The sequence below is a fragment of the Aeromonas sp. DSM 116730 genome (assembly GCF_046581335.1).
GTDB lineage: Bacteria > Pseudomonadota > Gammaproteobacteria > Enterobacterales > Aeromonadaceae > Aeromonas > Aeromonas rivipollensis.
In genome coordinates this window covers 611,044-635,557 of sequence record NZ_CP144265.1, presented here as the reverse complement: position 1 = coordinate 635,557, position 24,514 = coordinate 611,044, and the positions used below count along the sequence as shown (strand labels likewise).

Annotated in this window: 23 protein-coding genes; 11 read left to right on the top strand and 12 right to left on the bottom strand. The window is 64.3% G+C overall.

Annotated elements, in window-relative coordinates:
• Positions 1-219 precede the first annotated feature (219 nt).
• From Aeroheme_RS03105 to argC, 4 genes are read right to left on the bottom strand one after another with little or no spacing between them, the layout of a single operon-like run.
• Positions 220-1,455, bottom strand: a complete 1,236-nt coding sequence (locus tag Aeroheme_RS03105) for an argininosuccinate synthase (protein ID WP_408837157.1) — start codon at positions 1,453-1,455, stop codon at positions 220-222.
• A 54-nt stretch (positions 1,456-1,509) separates the two neighbouring features.
• Positions 1,510-2,421 (bottom strand): ornithine carbamoyltransferase, encoded by a 912-nt coding sequence (locus Aeroheme_RS03100; RefSeq protein WP_411166667.1) that lies wholly within the window; start codon positions 2,419-2,421, stop codon positions 1,510-1,512.
• 25 nt (positions 2,422-2,446) lie between these two features.
• Entirely contained in the window at positions 2,447-3,226 is a 780-nt protein-coding gene (argB, locus tag Aeroheme_RS03095) for an acetylglutamate kinase (RefSeq protein WP_106885778.1), read from the bottom strand.
• 23 nt (positions 3,227-3,249) lie between these two features.
• Positions 3,250-4,257, bottom strand: a complete 1,008-nt coding sequence (gene argC, locus Aeroheme_RS03090; protein WP_205642482.1) for an N-acetyl-gamma-glutamyl-phosphate reductase — start codon at positions 4,255-4,257, stop codon at positions 3,250-3,252.
• Between the two features lie 261 nt (positions 4,258-4,518).
• On the opposite strand from argC, the gene argE reads away from it, so the two are divergent.
• Together argE and ppc are read left to right on the top strand one after the other, a co-directional pair.
• Positions 4,519-5,664, top strand: a complete 1,146-nt coding sequence (argE, locus tag Aeroheme_RS03085) for an acetylornithine deacetylase (protein ID WP_411166666.1) — start codon at positions 4,519-4,521, stop codon at positions 5,662-5,664.
• A gap of 216 nt (positions 5,665-5,880) precedes the next feature.
• Positions 5,881-8,514: a phosphoenolpyruvate carboxylase gene (ppc, locus tag Aeroheme_RS03080; RefSeq protein ID WP_111910512.1), complete on the top strand. Its 2,634-nt coding sequence runs from the start codon at positions 5,881-5,883 to the stop codon at positions 8,512-8,514.
• Between the two features lie 71 nt (positions 8,515-8,585).
• Here the strand turns inward: ppc and Aeroheme_RS03075 are convergent, their stop codons facing one another.
• The gene (locus tag Aeroheme_RS03075; RefSeq protein WP_411166665.1) at positions 8,586-10,067 is read right to left on the bottom strand and encodes a diguanylate cyclase; all 1,482 of its coding nucleotides are present in this window, start codon (positions 10,065-10,067) and stop codon (positions 8,586-8,588) included.
• Between the two features lie 200 nt (positions 10,068-10,267).
• On the opposite strand from Aeroheme_RS03075, the gene ybaK reads away from it, so the two are divergent.
• A complete protein-coding gene (ybaK, locus tag Aeroheme_RS03070; RefSeq protein WP_106885775.1) occupies positions 10,268-10,732 on the top strand; it encodes a Cys-tRNA(Pro) deacylase in 465 nt (154 codons plus the stop codon).
• A 109-nt stretch (positions 10,733-10,841) separates the two neighbouring features.
• On the opposite strand, the gene Aeroheme_RS03065 is transcribed toward ybaK, so the two are convergent.
• From Aeroheme_RS03065 to Aeroheme_RS03055, 3 genes are read right to left on the bottom strand one after another with little or no spacing between them, the layout of a single operon-like run.
• Positions 10,842-11,567: a GNAT family N-acetyltransferase gene (locus Aeroheme_RS03065; RefSeq protein WP_411166664.1), complete on the bottom strand. Its 726-nt coding sequence runs from the start codon at positions 11,565-11,567 to the stop codon at positions 10,842-10,844.
• On the bottom strand, positions 11,557-12,006 hold the full coding sequence (locus tag Aeroheme_RS03060; protein WP_408818007.1) for a rhodanese-like domain-containing protein: 450 nt from the start codon (positions 12,004-12,006) through the stop codon (positions 11,557-11,559). Before Aeroheme_RS03060 ends, Aeroheme_RS03065 begins: the two co-directional genes overlap by 11 nt.
• A gap of 17 nt (positions 12,007-12,023) precedes the next feature.
• The gene (locus tag Aeroheme_RS03055; RefSeq protein ID WP_411166663.1) at positions 12,024-12,491 is read right to left on the bottom strand and encodes an OsmC family protein; all 468 of its coding nucleotides are present in this window, start codon (positions 12,489-12,491) and stop codon (positions 12,024-12,026) included.
• A gap of 276 nt (positions 12,492-12,767) precedes the next feature.
• Here Aeroheme_RS03055 and Aeroheme_RS03050 point away from each other — a divergent pair, with 276 nt between their 5' ends.
• The 3 genes from Aeroheme_RS03050 to Aeroheme_RS03040 all read left to right on the top strand — a co-directional run bounded on the left by Aeroheme_RS03050 (position 12,768) and on the right by Aeroheme_RS03040 (position 15,343).
• On the top strand, positions 12,768-12,905 hold the full coding sequence (locus Aeroheme_RS03050; RefSeq protein WP_395949443.1) for a hypothetical protein: 138 nt from the start codon (positions 12,768-12,770) through the stop codon (positions 12,903-12,905).
• Positions 12,902-14,329, top strand: coding sequence for a PLP-dependent aminotransferase family protein (locus tag Aeroheme_RS03045; RefSeq protein ID WP_411166662.1), 1,428 nt, complete (start codon positions 12,902-12,904; stop codon positions 14,327-14,329). The genes Aeroheme_RS03050 and Aeroheme_RS03045 overlap by 4 nt, the downstream gene beginning before the upstream one ends.
• Before the next feature lie 102 nt (positions 14,330-14,431).
• Entirely contained in the window at positions 14,432-15,343 is a 912-nt protein-coding gene (locus tag Aeroheme_RS03040) for a hypothetical protein (protein WP_411166661.1), read from the top strand.
• 3 nt (positions 15,344-15,346) lie between these two features.
• On the opposite strand, the gene Aeroheme_RS03035 is transcribed toward Aeroheme_RS03040, so the two are convergent.
• Positions 15,347-16,231 (bottom strand): LysR family transcriptional regulator, encoded by an 885-nt coding sequence (locus Aeroheme_RS03035; protein WP_394293951.1) that lies wholly within the window; start codon positions 16,229-16,231, stop codon positions 15,347-15,349.
• A 125-nt stretch (positions 16,232-16,356) separates the two neighbouring features.
• On the opposite strand from Aeroheme_RS03035, the gene Aeroheme_RS03030 reads away from it, so the two are divergent.
• Together Aeroheme_RS03030 and Aeroheme_RS03025 are read left to right on the top strand one after the other, a co-directional pair.
• Positions 16,357-16,758: a CidA/LrgA family protein gene (locus Aeroheme_RS03030; protein ID WP_262111920.1), complete on the top strand. Its 402-nt coding sequence runs from the start codon at positions 16,357-16,359 to the stop codon at positions 16,756-16,758.
• Positions 16,751-17,440, top strand: a complete 690-nt coding sequence (locus Aeroheme_RS03025) for an LrgB family protein (protein ID WP_394293952.1) — start codon at positions 16,751-16,753, stop codon at positions 17,438-17,440. The genes Aeroheme_RS03030 and Aeroheme_RS03025 overlap by 8 nt, the downstream gene beginning before the upstream one ends.
• Positions 17,441-17,507: 67 nt before the next feature.
• Here the strand turns inward: Aeroheme_RS03025 and Aeroheme_RS03020 are convergent, their stop codons facing one another.
• Together Aeroheme_RS03020 and metB are read right to left on the bottom strand one after the other, a co-directional pair.
• Positions 17,508-19,976, bottom strand: a complete 2,469-nt coding sequence (locus tag Aeroheme_RS03020) for a bifunctional aspartate kinase/homoserine dehydrogenase II (RefSeq protein ID WP_163137615.1) — start codon at positions 19,974-19,976, stop codon at positions 17,508-17,510.
• Positions 19,976-21,154 carry a cystathionine gamma-synthase gene (gene metB, locus Aeroheme_RS03015; protein WP_411166660.1) on the bottom strand — a complete coding sequence of 393 codons (1,179 nt, stop codon included), beginning with the start codon at positions 21,152-21,154 and terminating at the stop codon, positions 19,976-19,978. Before metB ends, Aeroheme_RS03020 begins: the two co-directional genes overlap by 1 nt.
• A gap of 294 nt (positions 21,155-21,448) precedes the next feature.
• On the opposite strand from metB, the gene metJ reads away from it, so the two are divergent.
• The 3 genes from metJ to Aeroheme_RS03000 all read left to right on the top strand — a co-directional run bounded on the left by metJ (position 21,449) and on the right by Aeroheme_RS03000 (position 22,977).
• Positions 21,449-21,772 carry a met regulon transcriptional regulator MetJ gene (metJ, locus tag Aeroheme_RS03010; protein ID WP_005327165.1) on the top strand — a complete coding sequence of 108 codons (324 nt, stop codon included), beginning with the start codon at positions 21,449-21,451 and terminating at the stop codon, positions 21,770-21,772.
• Between the two features lie 35 nt (positions 21,773-21,807).
• The gene (locus Aeroheme_RS03005; protein ID WP_411167213.1) at positions 21,808-22,554 is read left to right on the top strand and encodes a helix-turn-helix domain-containing protein; all 747 of its coding nucleotides are present in this window, start codon (positions 21,808-21,810) and stop codon (positions 22,552-22,554) included.
• Positions 22,555-22,638: 84 nt separating this feature from the next.
• Positions 22,639-22,977 carry a tRNA-binding protein gene (locus Aeroheme_RS03000; protein WP_234676754.1) on the top strand — a complete coding sequence of 113 codons (339 nt, stop codon included), beginning with the start codon at positions 22,639-22,641 and terminating at the stop codon, positions 22,975-22,977.
• Positions 22,978-23,050: 73 nt separating this feature from the next.
• Here the strand turns inward: Aeroheme_RS03000 and Aeroheme_RS02995 are convergent, their stop codons facing one another.
• Positions 23,051-24,319: an aromatic amino acid transport family protein gene (locus tag Aeroheme_RS02995; RefSeq protein WP_411166659.1), complete on the bottom strand. Its 1,269-nt coding sequence runs from the start codon at positions 24,317-24,319 to the stop codon at positions 23,051-23,053.
• Positions 24,320-24,514 lie beyond the last annotated feature (195 nt).

The following is a 24,514-nucleotide window of genomic DNA, read 5'->3' as shown; positions in this document are numbered from 1 at the left end:
GGGCAATCCCTCATCCCCGCCCCTTCTCCCCTCGTTTCTCAAGTAAGCGGGAGAAGGGAGAAAATGCTTCAGCACCATATTCACACTGCCCCTGTTATCTCACAGAAGCGGCCAGGGCGCTGCCGCTCTTGTCACAGCTCACCGGTTATCCACCATGCCGCCGCTTATAAGTGAGGGGGCCAAGCCCCCTCACCGGTATCAACGGATCATGTCTTCAGATCAACCGTGGGTGTGGTCACCGCCGATGGCCTGATGCTGCTCCTTCATGGCGCGGATCCGGCTCGCCAGGGTGTAGAGACGGATAAAGCCTTCTGCGTGGCTCTGGTCGTACACCTCGTCGGCGCCGAAGGTGGCGAAGTCTTCGGAGTAGAGGCTGTTCGGCGACTTCTTCTGCACCGCAGTGACCTGACCCTTGTACATCTTCAGCACCACTTCACCGTCGAGATCCTCGGCGATGGCGTTGGCGGAGGCGACAATGGCCTTGCACAGCGGAGTGAACCAGCGGCCGTCATAGACCAGGTGGGAGAACTCGGCACCCAGCTTCTCGCGCCAGGCGCGGGTCGGTCTGTCCAGTACCAGCTCTTCCACGGCGCGCAGTGCCGCCACCATGACGGTGCCACCCGGGGTCTCGTAGCAGCCACGGGACTTCATGCCCACCATGCGGTTCTCGGTGATGTCGATGCGGCCCACGCCGTGCTTGCCGGCACGCTCGTTCAGGGTCATCAGGATCTGGTGCGGGGTCAGCGGCTGGTCGTCAACGGCCACCACTTCGCCCTGGGCCACGGTCAGCTTGACGTATTCCGGCTCGTTCGGAGCCTGCTCGGCCGGCACAGTCCACTGCCAGACCGCTTCGGACGGCTCGTTCCAGGTGCTCTCCAGCTCGCCACCCTCGGTGGAGATGTGCCAGGCGTTGGCGTCGCGGCTGTAGATCTTCTTCAGGGTTGCCTTGCAGGGGATGTCGCGGGCTTCCAGATAGGCCAGCAGATCTTCCCGGGAGCGCATGTCCCACAGACGCCAGGGGGCGATCACTTTCAGCTGGGGCGCCAGTGCGGCGACCGCACCTTCGAAACGCACCTGATCATTGCCCTTGCCGGTACAACCGTGGGAGATGGCGTCTGCGCCTTCCGCCAGGGCCGCTTCCACCATCGCCTTGGCGATGATGGGACGGGCCATGGAGGTGCCCAGCAGGTAGGTGCCTTCGTAAACGGCGCCTGTCTTCAGGGTCGGATAGACGTACTCCTTGACGAACTCTTCCCGCAGGTCCTTGACGATGCACTTGGTGGCGCCGGAGGCGATGGCTTTTTGCTCGATCCCTTCCAGATCGTCACGCTCCTGACCGACGTCGGCGACGAAGGCGATGATCTCCGCATCGTAGTTCTCCTTCAGCCAGGGAATGATGGCCGAGGTATCCAGTCCGCCCGAGTAAGCCAGTACGATCTTGTTGATTCCGCTCATTTACTTCTCTCCGTGATGATTCGATAAGGTTGTGATTCAGGGTCGGTTGCCGCGTTACTTGTGCCCGAACAGGGTCAGCAGCACGGCATTCTGGATATGCATCCGGTTTTCTGCCTCATCCATGATGAGGGAGGCTGGTCCGTCCATGACCTCCGAGGTGATCTCCAGCTCCCGGTGCGCCGGCTGACAATGCAGCACGTGGGCGATGCCGGTGCGATCGAGCAGGGCCTGGTTGATCTGATAAGGCATGAAGATATCTTTTACCTGCTCCATTGGTGTGTTGTCACCCATGGAGACCCAGGTGTCGGTATAAACCACGTCAAAGCCTTCGATGGCGCCCACGTCATCGCTGATGTGGATCTGCGCGCCAGATTGCGCCGCCAGCGCCTGGGCCTGCAGGAAGAGCTGGGTATCCGGGCCATGGCCCTTGGGGCAGACCAGAGTCACATCGGTGCCGAGTGTCGCCCCCAGCAGCAGCAGGGAGTGGCTGACGTTGTTGCCATCGCCGAGGTAGGCCAGCTTCACCTTGGAGAGATCGCTGTAGTGCTCGCTGATGGTCATGAAGTCCGCCAGCCCCTGACAGGGGTGGTAGAGGTTGCACAGGCTGTTCACCACCGGCACAGAGCCATGCTCCGCCAGCTCGACCAGGGTCTGGTGATCGAACACCCGGGCGACTATGGCGTCACACCAGCGGGACAGGTTGGCGGCGAAATCCTTCACCGATTCCCGCTTGCCGAGCGCGCCGTTCTGCTGATCCAGGTAGACGCTGTGACCCCCGAGCCGGGCGATGCCGATGTCGAAGGTGACCCGGGTGCGCAGGGAGGGTTTCTCGAACAGGGTGACCACGCTCTTGCCCGCCAGGGCCTGGCTGTATTTCTTCGGATCGGCCTTGACCGATTTGCCCAGGGCTATCAGCGCCTCTATCTGGGCCTTGCTCAAGTCGCTGTCTTTCAGAAGATGTTGCATCGGATGTTCCTTTTTCCGGCCAGGGTTAGAGGGTGACTTGGGTGCCGACGGCGCCGCCCGCCAGCAGCTTGAGCAGTTGGTCCGGGTAGCGCCAGCTGGCGACACAGACTGGCTTGCCCAGGGTCTCGGCGGCATGCAGGGCAGCCTTCACCTTGACCGCCATGCCGTCCGTAATAACGCCCTTCTCCATCAGGTCCAGCGCGCTCTGCTTGTCCAGCTTGGCAACCAGCTTGCCCTTGCCATCCAGGATGCCACTCACATCCGACAGCATCACCAGATCGGCACCGAGCGCCTCGGCAATGGCGGTGGCCGCCTGATCCGCGTTGACGTTCATCAGCTGACCGTCAGCGGTGATGCCGATGGAGCTCACCACCGGCAGGAAGCCCTGCCCCAGGATGCCGGCCACCAGCGCCGGGTTGCCCGGCTGGCAGTCACCTACGGCGCCGAGATCCGGGTCGAGCTGGGTCACCTGGCAGAGGCCGCCGTCGGCGAGGCAGAGCCCCACCGCCGGGATGCCGGTGGCGATGGCCTTGGCCATCATCATCTTGTTCGCCGTGCCCGCCAGGGCCCCGGCGATGAAGGGGATCTGCTCGAACGGGGTGACCCGCAGGCCGTTCTTCTTGGTGGAGGTCATCCCCAGCCCCTTGAGCAGGTCATCCACCAGGCAGCCACCACCGTGTACCAGCACCAGGGGACGGTGCTGATCGTCCAGGAAGGTTTTCAGGGTAGCGAACAGGGCGGTCAGGGCCTCGTCGTTCTCGATCAGGGCACCACCCAACTTGATTACCAGCGTCTGCTTGTCCATCTTCTCGATCCTTCCTTAAAGCGTTAAATCAGGCCGGTGGCCGGTTCAAAACCAAACTTGATATTTATGCACTGCATCGCCTGGGAGGCGGCGCCCTTGAGCAGGTTGTCGATGGCGGACACCACCACCAGCATGTTGCCCTGCTGCTGCCAGGCGAGGTCGCAGTAAGGGGTATTGGCCACGCCACGGATGGAGGGCATCTGGCCGGTGAGGCGCACCAGGGGCTTGCCTTCATAGGCCTTGAGATAGGCTTGATCCACCTGGGTCTGCGTCACGCCATCCGCCAGTTGCACATAGATGGTGGCCAGTATGCCCCGCACATAGTTGCCGAGGTGGGGCTGGAACAGCACCCCCTTGCCGAGGTGGTGGCTGATCTCTGGCTGGTGTCTGTGATTGAAGGTGCCGTAGGGGCTCAGGCTCACTTCGCAGAAGCTGGTGTTGATGGCGGCCTTGCGACCAGCCCCGGAGACGCCGGAGACGGCGTTGATGATGGGCTGCCATCCCTCGGCAATCAGACCGGCCTGCTGCAGCGGCTTGAGGGCGCAGAGCGACGCGGTCGGGTAGCAGCCGGGCACCGCAATCAGCTGGGCGGCGGCAATGGCATCGGCATTCCACTCCGCCAGACCGTAGACGGCCTGTTCCAGCCACTGCTCGCTGTCGTGGGTGAAGCCGTAGAAGGAGGCGTAGAACCCCTGATCCTTGACCCGGAAGGCACCGGAGAGATCGAACACCGGCAGTCCCTTGGCCAGGAACTTGGGGGCAAGCTCGGCGCTCACCTCGTGGGCGGTGGCCAGCAGCACCAGATCGGCCTGGGTCAGGATCCGGGTCATGCCGTCCTCGTCCAGCGGCAGCAGCGGCTGATCCAGCTCACCGACCCACTGGGGATGCAGAGAAGAGAAACGCTTGTGGGCGTCCTGGCTGCCGGCCGACACATAGAGGCCGAACAGCTTGAGCTCTGGATGGTTCTGGACCAGTGCGGCCAGTTCGGCCCCCGCGTAGCCACTGGCACCGACGATAACGGTATTGAGCATGTTTGAGTATTCCAAGTCTGGGTTCGAAATTCACAGCGTGGTGCTGCGGTGCAAGGGGTCGGCTATCGCCCCTTAGATGCAACGAGTGCGGAGGGGCAATTCAGGCGGATATGCGTCGTCGGTTACAGATCAGGTGACAGAACATTAACTTTCCCTTACAACTAGAAGCCTTGTTGATGAGCGCTCGAACAGAATATTCATGCACTCACTTTGCATTTGTATTTTCTAACAGAAACACTCCGGGGACGCAAGGAGCAGCTGATGGCCAATCTGGATTTTTTTTCACTTTATAAGAATATTATTGCGATTCCCTCTATCAGCAGCACGGATCCCCGCTGGGATCAGAGCAATGAGGCGGTGATCCGGCTGCTGGCCGACTGGTTCGGCCAGCTGGGTTTCCAGTGCGAGGTGACGGCGCTGCCCGACCTGCCGGGCAAATTCAACCTGGTGGCGACCTATGGCCAGGGGGAAGGGGGCCTGCTGCTGGCGGGCCATACCGATACTGTGCCCTTCGACGAGGGAGGCTGGAGCAAGGATCCCTTCAAGGTAACCGAGGAGGGCAACCGCCTGTACGGGCTCGGCACCATCGACATGAAGGGCTTCTTCGCCTTCATCGTGGAGGCGCTCAAGGAGGTCGATCTCAGCAAGCTCCGCAAGCCGCTGCGCATCCTGGCCACCGCCGACGAAGAGACCACAATGGCGGGCGCCCGTGCCATCGCCGCGGCCGCCGAGATCAAACCCGACTATGCGGTGATAGGCGAGCCCACCGGCCTGGTGCCCGTGGTGGCCCACAAGGGCCACATGTCGGAAGCCATTCGCATCACGGGCAAGAGCGGCCACAGCTCGGATCCCGCCAACGGGGTCAACGCCATGGAGATCATGCACAAAGCCATGGGCCAGGTGCTCAAACTGCAGCGGGATCTCAAGGAACGCTACGCCGACCACAGGTTCGCAGTGCCGCAACCCACCCTGAACCTGGGCTACATCCAGGGGGGCGACAGCCCGAACCGCATCTGCGGCTGCTGCGAGCTGCACATCGATATGCGCCCCACCCCGCAAGTTGGGCCGGATGAGCTGATGGGCATGCTCAAAGAGGCGCTCTCCCCCATCGAAATCCACCAGCCGGGTTGCCTGCACCTGCAGCACCTGCACGAACCCATCCCGGCCTATGCCTGCGAGGATGGCTCAGATCTGGTACGTGAAGCCGAGAAGGCGAGTGGCCGCGCCGCCGAATCCGTGAACTATTGCACCGAGGCCCCCTTTATCCAGCAGTTGGGATGCCAGACAATAGTGATGGGCCCGGGCCATATCACCCAGGCCCATCAGCCGGACGAGTACCTGGACCTGTCGTTCGTCAAACCGACCACGGCGGTGCTGCAGCACCTGATCCGGCGTTTCTGCGTCTAGCTCGACGGGAATGTAAGTAAGTTACATGACATGCCACCCAGGGACAGGTGAGGGAAATACATGTTCTGAATCGGCTTGTTATTTGACCTTGCGCAGACAATCTGGGTAGATTGTCCCCCTAAGATGACGGAGCATATGTTGTAATCGCACAACAATAAGTGAGGCTGCCTCTCCCCCCGGAAGGTCAAGGGGCACCAACAAAAATAAGGATGTGGAATGAACGAAAAGTACGCCGCACTACGGGCCAACGTAGGCATGTTGGGCCAACTGCTGGGTAAATCCATCAAGGACCATCAGGGTCAAGCCTTCCTCGACAAGATTGAGACCATTCGTCAACTGGCCAAGTCCTCCCGCAAGGGCAACGAGACAGACCGGGAACGCCTGCTCGAGACCCTGCGTACCCTCTCCGATGACGAGCTGCTGCCGGTGGCCCGCGCCTTCAGCCAGTTCCTCAATCTGGCCAACGTGGCGGAGCAGTTCCACACCATCTCCCGCCGCTGCGAAGAGCAGGAGTGCACGCCGGACCCGCTTGAGCAGATGTTCGCCAAGCTGAAAGCATCCAACCTCTCCCAGGAGGCCATCATCCAGGCGGTGCGCGAGCTGGACATCGATCTGGTGCTGACCGCCCACCCCACAGAGGTGACCCGTCGCACCCTGATCCACAAGCACGTCCAGCTCAACGACTGCCTGGAAGCGCTGGAGCTCTCCGATCTGCTGCCCCGCGAGCGGGACAAGATCCTCAATCGCATCGAACAGCTGGTCAATCAGGCCTGGCACACCAACGAGATCCGCGAACAGCGCCCGACCCCGGTAGACGAAGCCAAGTGGGGCTTCGCCGTGGTGGAGAACAGCCTGTGGCCGGCCATTCCCGAATTCATGCGCAACCTGGACGAGCGTCTGCAACACCACCTGGGTGTGCGCCTGCCGCTGGATGCCGCGCCGGTCAAGTTCACCTCCTGGATGGGCGGTGACCGCGACGGCAACCCCTTCGTCACCGCCAAGGTGACCGCCGAGGTACTGGAGCTGGGCCGCTGGATGGCGGTCAACCTCTTCTACAAGGACATCAAGGAGCTCACCTCTGAGCTCTCCATGGCCGACTGTACCGAGGCCCTGCGCGCCCGGGTCGGTGACAATCCCGAGCCCTATCGCGCCCTGGTGCGCGAGCTGCGCGAAGCGCTGCGCGAGACCCAGGAATTTCTCACCGCCAAGGTGCAGGGTCAGGCGAGCGAGAGCCGCGATCTCATCAAGACCACGGCCCAGCTGCGCGAGCCGCTGGAGCTCTGCTATCACTCCCTGCACGCCTGCGGCATGGGCAACATAGCCGACGGCATGCTGCTGGACGTGCTGCGCAAGCTGGCCTGCTTCGGCATCCATCTGGTCAAGCTGGACATCCGCCAGGACGGCGAGCGTCACGGTCAGGTCTTCTCCGAGCTGACCCGCTACCTCGGCATGGGGGACTACGCCGAGTGGAGCGAGGACGACAAGCAGGCCTTCCTGCTCAACGAACTGAACTCCCGCCGCCCGCTGATCCCCACCGACTGGGCGCCGAGCGACGAGACCCGCGAGACCATAGATACCTGCCGGGTGATCGCCGGTCACGACCCGGATGCGTTCGGCATCTACATCATCTCCATGGCGGGCGCCCCCTCGGACGTACTGGCGGTGCAGCTGTTGCTGAAGGAAGCCGGCTGCAAGTTCCGCATGCCGGTCGCACCGCTGTTCGAGACCCAGGAAGACCTGATGGCGGGCACCGCCGTGATGGATCGCCTGCTGTCGGTGGACTGGTATCGCGGTTACATCCAGGGTCGCCAGTACGTGATGATCGGCTACTCGGATTCCGCCAAGGATGCGGGCATGATGGCCGCAGGCTGGGCCCAGTACGCCGCCATGGAATCCCTGGTGGGGCTGGCTGAGGCCAACAACATCCGCCTCACCCTGTTCCATGGCCGTGGTGGCACCGTCGGTCGTGGCGGCGCCCCCGCCCATCAGGCGATCCTGTCCCAACCGCCGGGCTCCCTGCGCGGTGGCCTGCGGGTCACCGAACAGGGGGAGATGATCCGCTTCAAGTTCGGTCTGCCCAAGGTCGCCATCCACAGCCTGAACCTCTACACCAGCGCCGTGCTGGAGGGGAACCTGCTGCCGCCGCCCAAGCCCAAGGAGTGCTGGCGCGCCGTGATGGAGCAGCTGGCCACCGTCTCCTGCGATCACTACCGCAGCATAGTGCGCGGCCACCCGGACTTCGTGCCCTACTTCCGCGCCGCCACCCCGGAGATGGAGCTCGGCAAGCTGCCGCTAGGTTCCCGTCCCGCCAAGCGCAAGCCCAACGGCGGCGTCGAGAGCCTGCGCGCCATCCCCTGGATCTTCGCCTGGACCCAGAACCGGCTGATGCTGCCGGCCTGGCTCGGTGCCCACAAGGGGCTGCAGCAGGCCATAGATGACGGCCAGAAGAGCGTGCTGGACGAGATGAGCCGCCAGTGGCCCTTCTTCCGCACCCGCCTCGAGATGCTGGAGATGGTGTTCCTCAAGGCCGACCTCTGGCTGGCGGAGTACTACGACACCCGCCTGGTGCCGCAAGAGCTGTGGGCCCTCGGCAAGCAGCTGCGTCAGGAGCTTGCCGACTCCATCCAGGTGGTGCTGGAGCTGCGCCCGCAGGGTGACCTGCTGGACGACCAGCCCTGGATCAAGGAGTCCATCAAGCTGCGCAACCCCTACACAGACCCGCTCAACGTGCTGCAGGTCGAGCTGCTTGGTCGCTCGCGCAAGAACCCGGAGACCCTGCACCCCGAGCTGGATCAGGCGCTGATGGTCACCATAGCCGGCATAGCCGCAGGCATGCGCAACACGGGTTGATGGCCGGGCTATCCATCTGACGTAAAAGGGCGCCTATATGGCGCCCTTTCTATTTTGGCTATCCAACCCCCCTAGGCAATACGGTTGCGTCCCTGGCGCTTGGCCTCGTAGAGGCGCTGATCCACGCACAGCAGCCAGTCATCCATGCAGCGGTAGCCCATCTGATAGGGGGTGAGGCCCACGCTGATGGTGACGGCTATTGGCTGGTGCTGATGCAAGAAGGGGTGCTGCTCTATCTGCTGGCGGGTGCGATCCATGATGGCGCGGGCCTCCTCCTGGGTGGTACCACGCAGCAGCATGATGAACTCCTCCCCGCCGAACCTCGCCACCAGATCCTGGCTGCGCACCGCCTGCATCAGCAGACGGGCCAGCTCCTCGAGCACGGCATCACCGGCAAGGTGGCCATGCTCATCGTTGATCTGCTTGAAGAAATCGATGTCGATCAGGGCCAGGCAACAGGCTTCCCCCTCGGCCGGATAGCGCTGGATGTGCTCGAGCAGCACATTGGCCTGACTGAAGAAGCTGCTGCGGTTGGGCAGTTTGGTGAGAAAGTCGTGTTCGGCGTTGAAGCGCAGCACCCGCTCCATGTGGCTGCGTTCGTCCTCCAGATTGCGGGCGTGGATCAGGGTGCCCAGGGCAGTGGTGAGCGGCTCCAGCAAGCTCACCAGGGTTTCGTCGAAGCCGCCCGGGCGGTTGGCCAGGGCTATCATGCCGATGGCTTCCCCCTTGTGGCGTATGGGAATGCCGAGAAAGCTGTCCAGATGGGGATGACCCCGGGGAGAGACGCCGCGACTCGCCGGATGACTCGGCAGATCGTTGCAGCACACCAGGGTGTTGTGAGTGACCACGTGGCCGAACAGGTTGTCGAGCTTGTTGAAGATGAGCCCCCCTCTGCTCTGGCGTTGCTGCTCGTACCAGGCGTGGGTGGCCTGATCCCAGGAGATGTTGGAGATGGAGGGGATGTAGAGGCTGGGACGCTCCTCTTCGTACTGGATGATGCCGATGAAGCCATAGGCGCTCTGGCTCACGCTCAGCAGCCGCTCGAAGACGGTGTCGCAGGCGGAGCCGAGATTGCGATCGAGCAGAAAGCTCTGGTGGGCGGCCACCACTATGTCGAACAACTGGCTCTGCTGCTCGACGCGCTGCTCCGCCAGCACTTCGGGGGTGATGTCGTGGGCCAGCTTGATCACCCCGAGCAGGGTCCCCGCCTCGTTGGTGATGGGCATGTAGGTGGCGTGGATCCAGACACTGCCGCCCCCGCGCATGATGCGGCGAAAGGACCCCGAGCGGATCTCGCCGCTGAGCACCCCCTGCCAGAAGCTATCGTGCTCCTCCTGCTGCTCGGGGGGAAGCAGCAACAGGTGGGACTGGCCTATCAGCTCCTCGGAGGCATAGCCGATGAGGTCGCAGAACAGTCCATTGACCGACACCATGCGGCCATCGAGATCGAACTCGGCTATGCCATAGGCTCGGTCCAGGGCGGTCAGCCGGGCAAGGGCGTCATAACGCCCCAGGGTGCCCATGTCGATGAAGCTGTTTACCGGGGTATTCATGGCCAGGATTCCTTTCGATCGCCAACACCTGCTCACAGCCAGTATAGGCAGGGGGAGAGACAGCCCCAGATCATAGGTGTGAGGCGGCCGTTTCGCGAATATGGGTCACCCCCAAGATGAGCGCCATCGAGGACGGCCACTTGCCATGCCCGCCGCCCGGGCGCAGACTGTCTGACCTTGTTTAGGCCCGAGGAGACCCCATGACACCCGCCATCAACCTGCTGAAGAAGCTCAAGATCCCTCACAAGCTCTACCCCTACGAGTGCGAGGCCCACGACGATTTCGGCAAGCATGCCGCGACCCAGCTCGGCCTGCCCCAGGCTCAGGTGTTCAAGACCCTGCTGGCCCACCACGACAAGCAGGCGGTGGTCGCCATAGTCCCCTCCTCCGGCATGTGCAGCCTCAAGCAGCTCGCCAAGGCCACCGGGCTCAAGAAGGTGGAGATGATGAAACCGGCCGAGGCCGAGAAGCTGACCGGCTACAAGGTGGGGGGCATAAGCCCGCTGGCCCAGAAGAAGCTGCTGCCGACCGTGCTGGACGACTCCGCCATGGCGTTTGACGAGATACTGGTGAGCGGCGGCAAACGCGGCCTCTCGGTCGGGGTGGCGCCGCAGGACATGCTGACCCTGCTGAAGTGGATCGCCGCCCCCATCGGTGAACACTAAGGGACGAGCACCATGAATAAGGCCACTCGTTAAGCAAGATCCAGCATGAGAGAGGCCCCGCAATCGGGGCCTCTCTCGTTTTGCCAGTCAGGCCCAAGGGAGCACAGGCTTATGGCGTCATCCGGCAGGCGGCGGTCAGCTCGGAGAGCCGCAGCCGCTGGCGCCCCTGTTCGTCGAAGTTGGCATCCGCCAGCCAGCGCTCGAAACAGCCCTTCAGGGCGGGCCACTCGCCGTTTATCACAGAGAACCAGGCGGTATCCCGGCTGTGCCCCTTGTCCACCCGGGCCTGGCGGAAAGTCCCCTCATAACAAAAGCCAAGGCGCAGCGCCGCCTGCCAGGAGGGCCGATTCAGGGCATTGCACTTCCACTCGTAGCGGCGATAGCCCAGGGCGAAGGCATTGGCCATCATCAGCGCCATGGCCGCCGTCGCCAGCCGCGACTGCTGCAGGGCTGGCGAGAAGTGCAGCCAGCCCACCTCCACGCAGCCCGCGGTGGGATCGATGCGCAGGTAGCTGGCAAGCCCCAGCGCCCGGCCACTCCCCTCATCGACAATGGCATAGAACTGGGGATCGACCCTGGCGGCGACTCCTCGCAGCCAGCCCAGCATGGCCGCCTCATCCTCGAAGGGGCCGCTGGTGAGATAGGTCCACATGGCCCCACTGTCGGCACTGAAGGCCTGCCACAGGCTGCCGCCGTGGTGCTCGGGATCGAGCGGTTCCAGACGACAGCCCCAGCCCCTCAGCACCCGATGGGGGGGAAACTCGGCGCCACGCCAGTCGGGCAGAGACTCGCCCAGGGGCTGGCCATGGCCGTTGAAGACGGGGTCAGCAGGCACAGGCGATCCCCCCTTCCAGCAGCACGCCGGCCTCACTGCCGGTGGCGACGGCGAAGCCGTCCTGGCGCCACCAGTGCAGACCGCCCATCAGCTCCTTGACCCTGAAGCCCAGGGCCGCCAGCTTGTAGGCCCCCTGGGTCGAGCCGTTGCAGCCGATGCCATCGCAGTAGCAGACATAGACCTTGTCCCGCGACAGCCCCTGCGTGGTCGTCGGGCTCATGGTGCTATGGGGGAAGGAGATGGCACCGGGAATATGACCCTCGGCGTAGTGCGCGGGGGAGCGGGTGTCGATGACCACTATGCTGCCCCCCTCAGCCGCCTCCCCGGCCAGCAGATCGGCGGCGAGATCCGCCGGATCGGTACGAAACTTCAACTGGGCCTCGAAGAAGGCGCTGGCCTCCAGCGGGCTCGCGACCCCGGTACTCAATACATGACTCATCCTGAACCTCCTTGTGATTACAGCGTTATTTCTGTGGTGACGACTGTGTTGACCGAGTTGGCGATGAAGCACTCCTCGTGGGCCTGGTGGTGCAGCCGCTCCAGCGCGGCGAGATCGGGCTGGCGCTCGCCGCCAAACCGCACCCTGGGGCGCAGGGTGACCCGGGTGATGGACTGGCGGCCCCGCTCATTCTTCTCCATGATGCCGACGGCCTCATCCCGGTAGCTCTCCACCAGATAACCCGCCCTGGCGACCAGCCAGAGGAAGGTCAGCATGTGGCAGCTGGAGAGGGCCGCGACGAAAGCCTCCTCCGGATCGACATTCTCCGCCACCGAAAAGGGCAAGGGCACCACATGGTGGGAGGAGGAGGCGGGCACCCTGACTCCGCCGTCAAACGCCCACTCATGGGCCCGGCTATAGCGCTGATCGACAAAGGGCTCGCTGACCCCTCGCTGCCAACTGATGGTGGCGCTGTATTCCGACATGCAGACTCCTTCTGTGACCAATGTGTGTTGCCAATGGGATTGCTTCACTTCCTTGTCCACCAATGTAGCGACAAAATGGCCTTGCCACGCCGACCAATTTTGCCAATATGGGCAGACCAATTTATCCGCAACGGGAAGTGCCATGACAGTCCTGCCAACCCTCTTTGCCGACCAGCAGCAAAACGATCTTCCCCTGCACGAACAGCTGGTGCACACCCTGCGGGAGGCGATACCCGGATGGGGGGGCCACCTGCCCCCACCCAGCGGAGGCCAATCATGACTGTCCTGCCAACCCTCTTTGCCGACCAGCAACAAAACGATCTTCCCCTGCACGAACAGCTGGTGCGCACCCTGCGGGAGGCCATGTCCGGATGGGGGGGCCACCTGCCCCGGCCCCGCGGAGGCCAGTCATGACAGTCCTGCCGACCCTCTTTGCCGACCAGCAACAAAACGATCTTCCCCTGCACGAACAGCTGGTGCGCACCCTGCGTGAAGCCATACTGGCGGGCCATCTGCCGCTGCACGGCAGGCTGCCGGCCAGCCGCATGCTGGCCCGGGATCTCGCCGTCTCCCGCAGCACGGTGGAGCTGGCCTATGGCCGGCTGGAGGCGGAGGGGTATCTGGTGCGCAAGGTGGGGGCCGGCAGCTTCGTCGCCCTGGCGGCGGTGCGCCCCGCGCCTCGCCCGCCCCAGTCGGCGGCGGGGCTCTCTCTCCGTGGTCAGGAGATGGCGCAAGGGGGGGCCTGCCACGAGGTGCCCGAGGTGGGCAGCTCCTTTGCCTCCAGCCAGCCGGATCCCCGCCTCTTTCCCCAGGCGCTCTGGGGTCGCCTGATGCAGCAGCAGTGGCGCCAGGGTGCCAGCGACTGGATGAATTACGGGGATCCCCAGGGGTTGGGGGAGCTTCGCGCCGCCATCAGCAGCTACCTGGTGCAGTCGCGGGGCGTGGTGTGCGAACCGGAGCAGATCCTGATCCTCACCAGCTCCCAGCAGGGCATATTGCTGGCGACCCAGCTGCTCATCGATGCCGGTGACACCGTCTGGGTGGAGGATCCGGGTTATCCCGGCGCCCGTACCGCCATGGAGAGCGCCGGCGCCCGCATCCATCCGGTGCCGGTGGACGAGGAGGGGCTCAACCCTGCCGGTGAACACCCCAGCCCAAGGCTCATCTACTGCACCCCGGCCCACCAGTACCCCCTGGGCGTGCCCATGAGCCTGCCGCGCCGCATGGCACTGCTGGCCGAGGCCGAGCGGCGCGGGGCCTGGATCCTGGAGGACGACTACGACGGGGAGTACCAGTACGATCAGCGGCCGCTCCCCGCCCTGCAGGGGCTGGATGGCCAGGGGCGCGTCCTCTATGTGGGGACCTTCAGCAAGGTGCTGTTTGGTTCCTTGCGCCTCGCCTACCTGGTCTTGCCACGCCCCCTGATGGAGGCCTTCAGCCGGGCCCGCGCCGCCGTCGATGGCCACAGCAACCAGTTGCAGCAGGCGGTCACCGCGGACTTCATCCGCGCCGGGCACTTCGCCACCCACCTGCGCCAGAGCCGCCTCGTCTACCAGAGCCGGCGGGATCTGCTGCTGGCCGAGCTGGCCGAGCACTGCCCCAGGCTCACCCCCATCCACAGCGGCGCCGGGCTGCAGTGCGCCGTGCTGCTTCCCGCCGGGGGCGAGGCCCGCTGGACCGAGGCGGCCAACGCCCGGGGGTTGGGGCTGCGCCCCCTGCACCAGTATCACCTCACCCCTCCTACCCGGGAGGGCTGGCTGCTCGGCTTCGGCTGCCTCGACAACCAGACCCTGCGCCAGCTGTGTCGCCAGCTGGGCGCGCTGATGGAAACCGTCTGAGACCAGGCCCAGAGGTCAGAGGAGCCGGGGGCCATTAGCGCTGTGTCGCCGGTGAGGCACCGAACTATAATGGGCACAATCCCGTTGTAGAACCCGGCCAAGATGTATCGACTCCTGCTCCTGCTACTCACGCTCTCCCTCTCATCCTGCCCGATGGCGGCCACCCGATTTACCCTGCTCAGCCCGGAAAACGAACAGGATGCCCGCATGGACTACTACCGGGAGGCGATGCGGCTGGCGCTGGAGAAGACCCGCCAGCTATATGGCGACTACGAGCTGCGTGACTCCCTCAAGATGAACAAGGCGCGGATGCGGCTCGAGGTGCAAAAACCGGGCAAGAGTGCCCTCTTCATCGTCGACAGCTGGCCCCAGAAGACGCCTCACCCCGAGGTCAGTCTGATCCCCTTCCCCATCGATCTCGGCATTCTCGGTTACCGGGTCTGCTTCGTCGGTACCGACCGTGCGGATGCCCTGGCCGGAGTCCGTACCCTGGCCCAGCTTCAGGCGTTCAGTCAGGGGACAGGCAAGGAGTGGCAGGATGCCGACATCCTGCGCCACAACGGCTTCCAGGTGCAGGAGGTGGACAACTACGAGTCGCTGTTTCGCATGGTGGCCCGTGGCAGGGTCGATCTATTCTGTCGCGGCGCCAACGAGATACTGGCGGAGTGGGAGACCCACCACCCCAGGCTGCCGACCCTCACCGTCGATCCCCATGTGGCCCTCTTCTACCCGCTGATCCACGCCTTCTACAGCCATGCCACCTACCACAAGGAGCGCGAGCGCATCCAGCTCGGCCTGCGGCTGGCCTGGCAGGACGGTTCCCTCAAGCGGCTCTGGCGCCAGCACTTCCAACCCTCCCTGGCGTTCACCCAACTGGCCTCGCGCCAGCTGTTCAGGCTGAGCAACCCCCAGCTGCCCGGCGAGGGAAGCGACTACAGCTCCTATCTCTATGATCCGGCCCGGGATGCCTTCGGCATGCCTCCCCACGACAAGGCGGACAGGGTCGGCAAGTAGCGCCTAGCCCCGCGCCCCCTGCTCGCGACACAGGGCGAGCCAGGCCTCGGCGGTGCGGGAGAGGTAGCGCCGACTCGGCCAGATCACTCCGAGACGCCAGCTCAGCTCCGGCAGCAGGGGGCGCAGCACCAGGCCGTCCGGGGTCAGCCGCCGGCAGATGGGCTCGGGCAGGAAGGCGACCCCCATGCCGCTGCGCACCATGGCGGTGAGAAAGTCCCACTGGCTGCTGCGCGCCGCCACCTGGGGGGTGAAGCCCGCCTGCTGGCAGGCCTGCTCCAGCCGCTCGCTCAGGGTGAAGGCCTGGGTGTAGAGCAGGAAGGGCTCCTCCTGCAGCTCCGCCAGCCGGATCTCGGCGCGCTCGCGCCAGCGCGGCAGGTCCGGCAGCACCACCTGGATCGGGTAGCAATCCAGCTCCAGCGCACTCAGCGCGCCCCCCTCCCTGGTCGGCAACATGGTGATGGCGAGATCCAGCTCCCCCTCCAGCACCGCCTGCTCGATGCGGCGCCCGCCGTACTCCACTATGGAGAGCTCCACCTTGGGGTAGCGGCTGCGGTAGGCGCGGATGAGATCCGCATAGACGTGACCCACCATGGGGGGGATGCCGAGCGCCAGGCGCCCGTGCTGCAGGCTCTGCAGATCCGCGAGCTCAGCCTCCAGCTGCTGCATCTGGGCCAGGATCAGCTGGCCACGGGCAAACAGCACCTGGCCGCTGTCGGTCAGGGTGAAGCTGTGCCCCTCCCGATTGAGCAGGGGCTGGCCCAACTCCTCCTCCATGCTGCGGATCATCTTGCTGATGGTGGGCTGGGTAACGAACAGCTTCTCGGAGGCGCGGGTGAAGCTCTTCTCCCGCACCAGTTCGACAAAGTAACGCAGGGCTCGGATATCCATGGGACGCTCGTCTGGGGTGATCGCCAAATAATGCCAATTTGGCATATTTTTCATAATTTAAATTCATTTTTTGCAGGTTTAGCCCCCGCTTATACTGTGACCAGGTTCACAGAAAGACGCCCATCATGAAAGCCTTCTGCCTTCGCTGGTTGCAAACCCCCTTCCAAATCGCCCTGCTGGCCGCCATCTGGCTGCTGGCCGACACAGCGGTACGCACCTTCCACCTGCCCCTGCCCGCCAACCTCACCGGCATGTTGCTGCTGCTCATCTGCATCCTGCTCGGGGTGGTCAAGGCCCAGTGGTTCAGCGCCGGGGCACGCTGGCTGTTGGCGGAGATGCTGCTGTTCTTCGTGCCCGCCGTGGTGGCCGTGGTCAACTATCAGGAGCTGCTGTTGCAGGAGGGGTGGCGCATCATGGTGGTGCTGGTGACAAGCACTGTGCTGGTGCTCGGCACCACGGCCCTGGTGGTGGACAGGGTCTATCGCCTGGAGCTGAAGCTGGCCCGCCGGAGTCGCCGCCATGTCTGACACCCTGCTCGGCCTGCTCTGCTTCGCCCTCACCCTGCTGTTCTACTACGCCAGCAAGTGGCTCTATGGCAAGAAGCGCATCCTGCCCCTGATGCCGCTGCTGCTGGCCCCCGCCCTGCTGGTGGCCGTGGTGGTGCTGTTCCACATCCCCTATCAGGACTACATGGCCGAATCCCACTGGCTGCTCTGGCTGCTGGGCCCGGCCACCGTCGCCTTCGCGGTGCCCGTCTACGAGAACCGCGCGCTGATGCGCCGCCACTGGCTCTCCCTGTCGGTGGGGGTGGTTGCCTCAGTGCTCATGGCGGTGGGCAGCACTGTGCTGCTGGCGCGCTGGCTGAACCTCTCAGAGCTGCTGCAGCGCAGCATGGCCATGAGATCCATCACCACACCCTTCGCGGTGGAGGCGACCCGCTCTGTGGGCGGCAACGCCGATCTCACCGCCCTGTTCGTGGTGCTGACCGGAGTGATCGGCATGGCGGTCGGGGAGAGCGTGCTGACGGTGCTCGCCATCCGCAGCCGCCTCGGCAAGGGGGCGGGTTTTGGCGCCTCGGCCCACGGGGCGGGCACGGCCCGGGCCTATCAGATGGGCAACGAGGAGGGGGTGGTCTCCAGCATGGTGATGATGATTGCCGGCATGGCCACAGTGCTGCTCGCCCCCCTGCTGGGCAAGCTGTTCTGGTAAGGCATTGTGAACACCAACGAGAAGAGGCGCCCAAGGGCGCCTCTTCTTTGTGTCATCCACCAGGCTCTTAGAGGCTGGCGCAGATCTGCCAGAGATCGTACTGAATGGCGGCTGCGGTCACTTCCCGGCCAGCCCCCGGCCCCTGAATGACCAGGGGATTGGTGCGATAGCTGTCACTCTCGATGGCGAACACGTTGTCACAGGGCAGCAAGTTGGCGAACGGGTGGTGAGGCTCCAGGGTCTCCAGTCCGACACGCGCCTTGCCATCGTGCTCGAAGCGGGCGACGTAGCGCAGCACCTTGCCGACCCGACGTGCCCCCTCGAAGGCGGTCTGGATGGGATCATCCAGATCTTTCAGCCTGTCCATGAACTGATCCGTGCTCACCTTGCGCAGGGAGACGGGCACCAGGTTCTCCAGCTCGATGTCGGCGGAGTCGAGCTCGAAACCCGCCTCCCGCGCCAGAATGAGCAGCTTGCGACGCACGTCCTGGCCGGAGAGATCCTCGCGGGGATCCGGCTCGGTCAGGCCGTGCTGCCAGGCCTCGTCCACCAGCTCGGAGAAGGGGCGCGTGCCGTCATACTGCTGGAACAGCCAGGAGAGGGTGCCGGAGAAGATGCCGGAGACTCCCTGGATGCGATCCCCGCTCTGGCGCAGCATCTGGATGCTGGACTGGATGGGCAGCCCGGCCCCCACGGTGGCGTTGTAGCGCCACTGCACCTGGTGATCGCGGCAGCTCTGCTTGATGCGCTGGTAGAACTCGCTGTCGGCGGCACCGGCAAACTTGTTGGCCGCTATGATGTGGATGCCGAGCTGGGCAAAGTCCGGGTAGTAGCGGCTCACCGTCTCGCTGGCGGTCATGTCCAGCGCAATCAGGGCATCGAAGCCGTGCTGCTCCAGCTGACCCAGCAGCTCCGGCCAGATCAGCGGCCTGGGATTGAAGTTGTCGCGCACCTTGAGGGGATCCAGCCCCTCCTCGTCCAGCAGGCCCCCTTCCGAGCTGAACACCCCGTAGAGGGTGAGCGCCATATTGAGCTCGTGCTCGAGCCGCGCCTTCTCGCGGGCGTAGAGCGCCAGCCAGTGACCGCCGATATTGCCCTTGCCGAACACCACCAGACCGACCCGGGTCGGGCGGCTGAACAGGGCGCTGTGCAGGGCGATGAGCAGGGGCTCCAGCACCACCTGGCGCACCACGGCCACCAGACTCAGGCCGTCTCTGGCCACCTGGACGAACTCCAGGGGCTGATCCGCCAACAGCTGATAGAAGCGGTGACACTGCTCGGCGTTGTCGGTCACGCCGGCCCCCACCAGGGCCACCAGACTGAATCCCTCTTTCTGGATGAGACCGGTGAAGCTGCCCTGCAGCTGGAAGTCGCGCAGTATCTCGAAGGCCCCTTCTGCCACTTCCAGGGTGTAGGCCAGGCGCAGTACCCGCCGATCCGGCTGACGCTGCAGGGTGAGCGGGTTGAGGCGATGACGGGCCAGATGGGCCTCGATGGCGGCCACCGTCTGCTCATAACCTGTCTGGGGCAGCACCTTGAGTTCGATGAGGGCTATCTGATCCACCGAGGAGACGATGCGCGCCCCGCCGGAGCGCGGTGCCCGGCGCAGTATGTGGGTGCAGCCCTCGTCCGGGTTGTAGCTGCAGCGCAGGGTGAGGCGCTGGCGGCTGTCGGCCACGGGTTGCAGGGTACGGGAATGGAGCACGGAGGAGCCGAGACGGGCCAGCTCGTTAGCCTCTGCCAGACTCAGGCGCTCCAGCAGGCGCGCCTCCTTCACCCGGCGAGGATCGGCGCTGTAGACACCGGCCACGTCGCTCCAGATGGTGGTGGACTCCCCATCCGCCAAGGCGGCCAAGAGGCTGGCGCTGTAGTCGGAGCCGTTGCGACCGAGCAGCAGGGATCTTCCTTCCATGTCGGCGGCGATGAAGCCGGTCACCACTATGCGGCCAGGGTGCTCCGCCAGACGCGCCTTGAGCAGCTCGCCGGAGATGGCGGCATCCACCTTGACCAGGGCGCCATCCTCGGCGCGCAGGAAGCTGCGGGCGTCGAGCCAGATGGCCTTGTCGCCACGGCTGGTGAGCAGGGCGGCCAGCAGGCGCGCCGACCACACCTCGCCAAAGGCCAGCAGGCCATTGCGCTCGAAGCGATCAAACTGCCCTTCCAGGGTCTTGGCGATCTGCTGCATGTCGTCGGTCAGCTGCTGGCTCAAGTCGAGCAGCAGCTCCCCCTCCAGCAGGCCGTCGATCAGGCTCTGCTGGTAGGCGTGCAGGGCAGTGATGGCTTCGCCCGCGGCCTCGTCACCCGCCTCGGCCAGCTCCACCAGCTGGATCAGCCGGTTGGTGGTCTTGCCGGCGGCGGAGACCACCACCAGCTCTCTGCCCCCGCCCTGCTGCTCGGCCTGCTGTTCGAGAATGCTGGCGACCCGGCGATAGCAGACAGGATCCGCCAGACTGCTGCCGCCAAACTTGTGCACATGACGCCGCTTCAAGGCTCTCTCTGCCGCCACCGCACTCTCTCCTTGTTGTTGCTGTTCCATTACTTCACCTGTTCTGCCTGTTGTGCCAACTGCGCCTGTTCAAAGCCTTGAGCCAGATCGGCCACCAGGTCTTCACCGTGTTCTATGCCCACAGAGAGGCGCAGCAACTGGGCGCTGATGCCCGCCGCCTGCTGTGCCGCCGGAGTCATGGCCCTGTGGGTCATGCTGGCCGGATGGGCCACCAGGCTCTCTACCCCGCCGAGGGACTCCGCCACCGAGAACAGCCGCAGCGCCGCGAGGAAGGCGCGCAGCCCCGTCTCGTTGCAATCGAGTTCAAAACTTAGCATGGCGCCGAAGCCGGACTGTTGACGGCGCGCAATCTCGTGGCCCGGGTGGCTTGGCAGGCTGGGGTGATAGATTTTTTTGACCAGCGGCTGTTGCTGCAGGAAGGCCAGGATCCTGTCAGTGTTCTCCTGATGGGCACGCAGGCGCGGCGCCAGGGTGCGCAGGCCACGCAGGGTGAGGTAGGAATCGAAGGCGCCGGAGGTGAGCCCCAGACAGTTGGCCCACCACACCAGGGACTCGGCCAGTGCCAGGTCCTTGGCGATCGCTACCCCGCCCACCACGTCGGAGTGGCCGTTGATGTACTTGGTGGTGGAGTGGACCACCACATCCGCGCCCAGCGAGAGCGGCTGTTGCAGCAGCGGGGAGAGGAAGGTGTTGTCCACCACCACCTTGGCACCCACCTCATGGGAGGCGGCGGCGATGGCGGCCACGTCCACCACCCGCAGCAGGGGGTTGGAGGGGGTCTCTACCCACACCAGGGCCGGTTGCTGCGCCAGGGCCTCGGCGAGCGCGGCTTCGTCCCCCTGATCGACGAACTGCACCCTGTAGTGGCCCTTGGCCGCCAGATACTCGAACAGGCGCCAGGTACCGCCGTAGCAGTCGTGGGGGGCGATCAGCAGATCCCCCGCCTTGAGCAGGGCCGTGGTCACCAGATGGACGGCGCCCATGCCGGTGCCGGTCACCACGGCGCCGGCGCCCCCTTCCAGGGCCGCCAGCGCGTCCGCCAGATTGGTGCGGGTCGGGTTGCCGGAGCGGGCATAATCGTATTGACGGGGCTCGCCAAAGTCGGCAAAGGTGTAGTTGCTGGAGAGGTAGATGGGGGGCACCACGGCACCGTGCTGTGTGTCTGTCTCAATCCCGGTGCGTACCGCCAGGGTGGCCTTATGACTCATGATGCTCTCCTTGGCGCTGTGACTGTGCAGTTGATCTGTCTCTATGTCCGATACAACGTACCGCCAGGGTGGCCTTGTGGGTCATTTCCGCTCTCCTTGAAGTGTCTCTGGACGATGGCCGCTGTGCCTCTGCCACGGCTATCCTGCCATTGCTGGCCTATGGTGAACCACCTTACGCCACCTCAAAAAAGCCGTCAACACTTCTAGACGTCTAAATGGCTTTGCTGTTGGATTGCCATTGAATTCCTTAAGGGTTAAAATCCGCGCTCACGGCCAAACGAGAACAGGTGGAACATGGGTACAGAGTGGAACGGCGACTACGTCAGCCCCTATGCGGAGCACGGCAAGAAGAGCGAACAGGTCAAGAAGATTACCGTCTCGATCCCGCTCAAGGTGCTGAAGGTGTTGACCGATGAGCGCACCCGTCGCCAGGTGAACAACCTGCGTCATGCGACCAACAGCGAGCTGCTCTGTGAGGCCTTCCTGCACGCATTCACCGGTCAACCGCTGCCCTGTGACGACGATCTGCGCAAGGATCATCCGGACAGCGTCCCCGCCGAGGCGCGCGCCATCATGGAGGCGCTCGGCAAAGAGATCGAAGATTTCGACGCCGAGTAATACGGCGGCCCATGGCACATAATCCCCCCTCTTCGATGACGCGGCCCGGTGCCGCGTCATCCCTATCCGCCCCCTGCCCGTTCAGCCTGCGCCGCTACCAGAGCGACATCAGCAGCCACAGCCACGACTTCGCCCAGCTGGTGATCCCCCTGGACGGCCCCCTCGAGATCGAGGTGCAGGGCCAGGGGCGCCGCCTCGCCCCCGGCTTTGTCTGCGTCATAGCCCCGGGTGAACGTCACGACTACGCCGCCGACCCGGCGCTCTCCTTCCTGGTGCAGGAGAGCCACTGGCTGCCCGAGGCGCTGGGCGAGCGCCCCTTCATCCCCCTGGACGAGCCCCAGCGCCACTATCTCGCCTTCCTGCATCAGATGGTGCGCCAGGGTCGCCATGTGGTCGGCATGGAGCAGATCTGGCTGAACCTCCTGGCCCAGGGTCAGGGTATGGGCCCCGCCCTGGCTCCGCGCATGACAAGAGTGCAGTGCCACATCGAGGCACACCTCGCCAAGCCCCTTGGCAACGAGCGGCTCGCCGCTGTTGCCTGCCTCGGCCAGAGCCAGTTCAAGCACGCCTTTCGCCAGCAGTTCGGCATGAGCGCCTCCCACTACATCCGCGGGCGGCGCATGGCGCTGGCACGCACCCTGCTGGCCCACAGTGCCCTGCCCATAGGGGAAGTGGCCAGCCGCTGTGGCTACCAAGATCAGGGCGCCTTCGCCGAGCGCTTCCTGGCCGAGACGGGGCTGACCCCGTCGCGCTGGCGCCAGCAAAACGGCCGGCAGCCATAACAGTCCGGCCCCTTGCCGAAGACAGGGGCTGCCGTTTCGAGGCATGCTGGGGCCAATGCAAGGTGTGTGAAAGGAGGAGCCAAGATGCAGACCATAAGCTGGCAAGAGTTCGAGATGGTGGAGCTTCGGGTGGGCACCCTGGTACGGGTCGAACCCTTCCCCGAGGCGCGCAAGCCTGCCTACAAGGTGTGGGCGGATTTCGGCCCCGAGCTCGGGGTGCGCAAGAGCAGCGCCCAGATAACGGATCTCTATCAGCCGGAAGAGCTGGTGGGGCGCCAAATCGTCGCCGTGGTGAACTTCCCGGCCAAGCAGATAGGCCCCATACAGTCGGAGTTTCTGCTGACCGGCTTCTACCGGGCCGATGGCGCCGTGGTGATGGCCATCCCGGAGCAGGCGGTGGAGAACGGCGCCAAGCTGGGCTGAGGCCCTGTGCCCCATGAAATGAGAAGAGGCGACCCCGGGGTCGCCTCTTCTTTTTCTGGCCGCAGCGCCGCTGTTACTTCAGCAGGCTGAAGACCAGGGCCGAGACCGCCAGCGAGCCGGTCAGCAGGATAAAGCCGTTCACCCAGCCCTGGCGGAAGCGGGCCAGCGCCTCCACCTTGTAGATCGCAATCACCGGCATGATGAAGAGGATCATGGCGATGACGGGGCCGGAGAGGGTCTCCATCAGACCCAGGATGCCGGGGTTGATGACAGCAGCCCCCCAGATGGCGAAGAACATCAGGGCTATGCCGAGCTTGTCCGCCTTGGCCAGCGACAGCCCTGTGGGCTTGGCGATCAGGCTTTTCAGGCTCTCCCGGGCACCGAGGAAGTGGCCGAGGAAGGAGGAGCTGATGGCGATGAAGGCGATGAGCGGCCCCAGCGTCACTATCACAGGGTTGTCGGTGATGTTGGCGAGATAGGAGAGCACCGAGACGTTCTGGGCCTTGGCCTCGGCCAGCTGGGCCGGGGAGAGGCTCAGCACGCAGGAGAAGACGAAGAAGAGCACGAAGCCCACCAGCATGACGGTGGTGTTGCGCAGGATCAGGCCGCTCTTTGCTTCGGCCTGCTCGCCATATTCCCGGCGCTGCACGTTGGCAAAGCCGGAGATGGCGGCGGCGTGGCTGAAGGCGAACACTGTCACCGGCAGTGCCAGCCAGACGGTGTTGAGGAAGCTGCCACCCTCGAAGGCGGTCGCCTCCGGCCACTGCCACTGGGGGATCAAATAGCAGGAGAGCGCCGCCAGAATGGCCGCCAGGGGGTAGACCATGAAGGCAAAAGCCCGCAGCATCGCCTTCTCCCCCGCCATCATCACGGCGATCATGGCGAACACCAGCAGGCCGGAGAGCATCACCCGATTCGGGGCATCCATGCCGAGCTGGTTGATCATGAAGCTCTCCACAGTGTTGGTCAGCCCGACGCCGTAGATGAGCAGGATAGGGAAGATGGAGAGGAAGTAGAGCGCCGAGATGAGGCGACCGGCCATCTTGCCGAAGTGCTCCTCCGCTACCTCGGTGAAGTCGGCGTGGGGGCGGGAGGAAGAGAGCACGAAGCGCGCCAGCCCGCGGTGGGCCAGGAAGGTCATGGGGCCGGCCAGCACGGCGACGATAACCAGGGGCCAGATGCCCCCCAGACCCAGGTTGATGGGCAGGAAGAGGATGCCGGCGCCAACCGCGGTGCCAAACAGGCTGATGACCCAGTGGGTATCGTGACGACGCCAGCCGGTGCTGGCAGTGGTGGAGTGGGAACCGGATAACTCCCGGGAGACCTCTGCAGATGAACTCATTGATAAACCACTTATATATAGTATTAAAATCTAAGAATATTGTGCTCCTTTAGCATTTAATTCTCAAAAATCGGCATTGGCAGATCTCACTGGCAAAACTCGGCTCAGCCAGTGAGATTGGGCGGAATTTCCAGCCCACCTCGTTCAGTTAAACCTTTAGACAGGCAACTTTACGAAATATAAAACCAAAATATC

Excerpts from the sequence above, each read along its gene's own strand:
- Aeroheme_RS03105 (WP_408837157.1), bottom strand. The coding sequence starts at position 1,455 with ATGAGCGGAATCAACAAGATCGTACTGGCTTACTCGGGCGGACTGGAT.
- Aeroheme_RS03100 (WP_411166667.1), bottom strand. The coding sequence starts at position 2,421 with ATGCAACATCTTCTGAAAGACAGCGACTTGAGCAAGGCCCAGATAGAG.
- argB (WP_106885778.1), bottom strand. The coding sequence starts at position 3,226 with ATGGACAAGCAGACGCTGGTAATCAAGTTGGGTGGTGCCCTGATCGAG.
- argC (WP_205642482.1), bottom strand. The coding sequence starts at position 4,257 with ATGCTCAATACCGTTATCGTCGGTGCCAGTGGCTACGCGGGGGCCGAA.
- argE (WP_411166666.1), top strand. The coding sequence starts at position 4,519 with ATGGCCAATCTGGATTTTTTTTCACTTTATAAGAATATTATTGCGATT.
- ppc (WP_111910512.1), top strand. The coding sequence starts at position 5,881 with ATGAACGAAAAGTACGCCGCACTACGGGCCAACGTAGGCATGTTGGGC.
- Aeroheme_RS03075 (WP_411166665.1), bottom strand. The coding sequence starts at position 10,067 with ATGAATACCCCGGTAAACAGCTTCATCGACATGGGCACCCTGGGGCGT.
- ybaK (WP_106885775.1), top strand. The coding sequence starts at position 10,268 with ATGACACCCGCCATCAACCTGCTGAAGAAGCTCAAGATCCCTCACAAG.
- Aeroheme_RS03060 (WP_408818007.1), bottom strand. The coding sequence starts at position 12,006 with ATGAGTCATGTATTGAGTACCGGGGTCGCGAGCCCGCTGGAGGCCAGC.
- Aeroheme_RS03055 (WP_411166663.1), bottom strand. The coding sequence starts at position 12,491 with ATGTCGGAATACAGCGCCACCATCAGTTGGCAGCGAGGGGTCAGCGAG.
- Aeroheme_RS03050 (WP_395949443.1), top strand. The coding sequence starts at position 12,768 with ATGACTGTCCTGCCAACCCTCTTTGCCGACCAGCAACAAAACGATCTT.
- Aeroheme_RS03045 (WP_411166662.1), top strand. The coding sequence starts at position 12,902 with ATGACAGTCCTGCCGACCCTCTTTGCCGACCAGCAACAAAACGATCTT.
- Aeroheme_RS03040 (WP_411166661.1), top strand. The coding sequence starts at position 14,432 with ATGTATCGACTCCTGCTCCTGCTACTCACGCTCTCCCTCTCATCCTGC.
- Aeroheme_RS03035 (WP_394293951.1), bottom strand. The coding sequence starts at position 16,231 with ATGGATATCCGAGCCCTGCGTTACTTTGTCGAACTGGTGCGGGAGAAG.
- Aeroheme_RS03030 (WP_262111920.1), top strand. The coding sequence starts at position 16,357 with ATGAAAGCCTTCTGCCTTCGCTGGTTGCAAACCCCCTTCCAAATCGCC.
- Aeroheme_RS03025 (WP_394293952.1), top strand. The coding sequence starts at position 16,751 with ATGTCTGACACCCTGCTCGGCCTGCTCTGCTTCGCCCTCACCCTGCTG.
- Aeroheme_RS03020 (WP_163137615.1), bottom strand. The coding sequence starts at position 19,976 with ATGGAACAGCAACAACAAGGAGAGAGTGCGGTGGCGGCAGAGAGAGCC.
- metB (WP_411166660.1), bottom strand. The coding sequence starts at position 21,154 with ATGAGTCATAAGGCCACCCTGGCGGTACGCACCGGGATTGAGACAGAC.
- metJ (WP_005327165.1), top strand. The coding sequence starts at position 21,449 with ATGGGTACAGAGTGGAACGGCGACTACGTCAGCCCCTATGCGGAGCAC.
- Aeroheme_RS03005 (WP_411167213.1), top strand. The coding sequence starts at position 21,808 with ATGACGCGGCCCGGTGCCGCGTCATCCCTATCCGCCCCCTGCCCGTTC.
- Aeroheme_RS03000 (WP_234676754.1), top strand. The coding sequence starts at position 22,639 with ATGCAGACCATAAGCTGGCAAGAGTTCGAGATGGTGGAGCTTCGGGTG.
- Aeroheme_RS02995 (WP_411166659.1), bottom strand. The coding sequence starts at position 24,319 with ATGAGTTCATCTGCAGAGGTCTCCCGGGAGTTATCCGGTTCCCACTCC.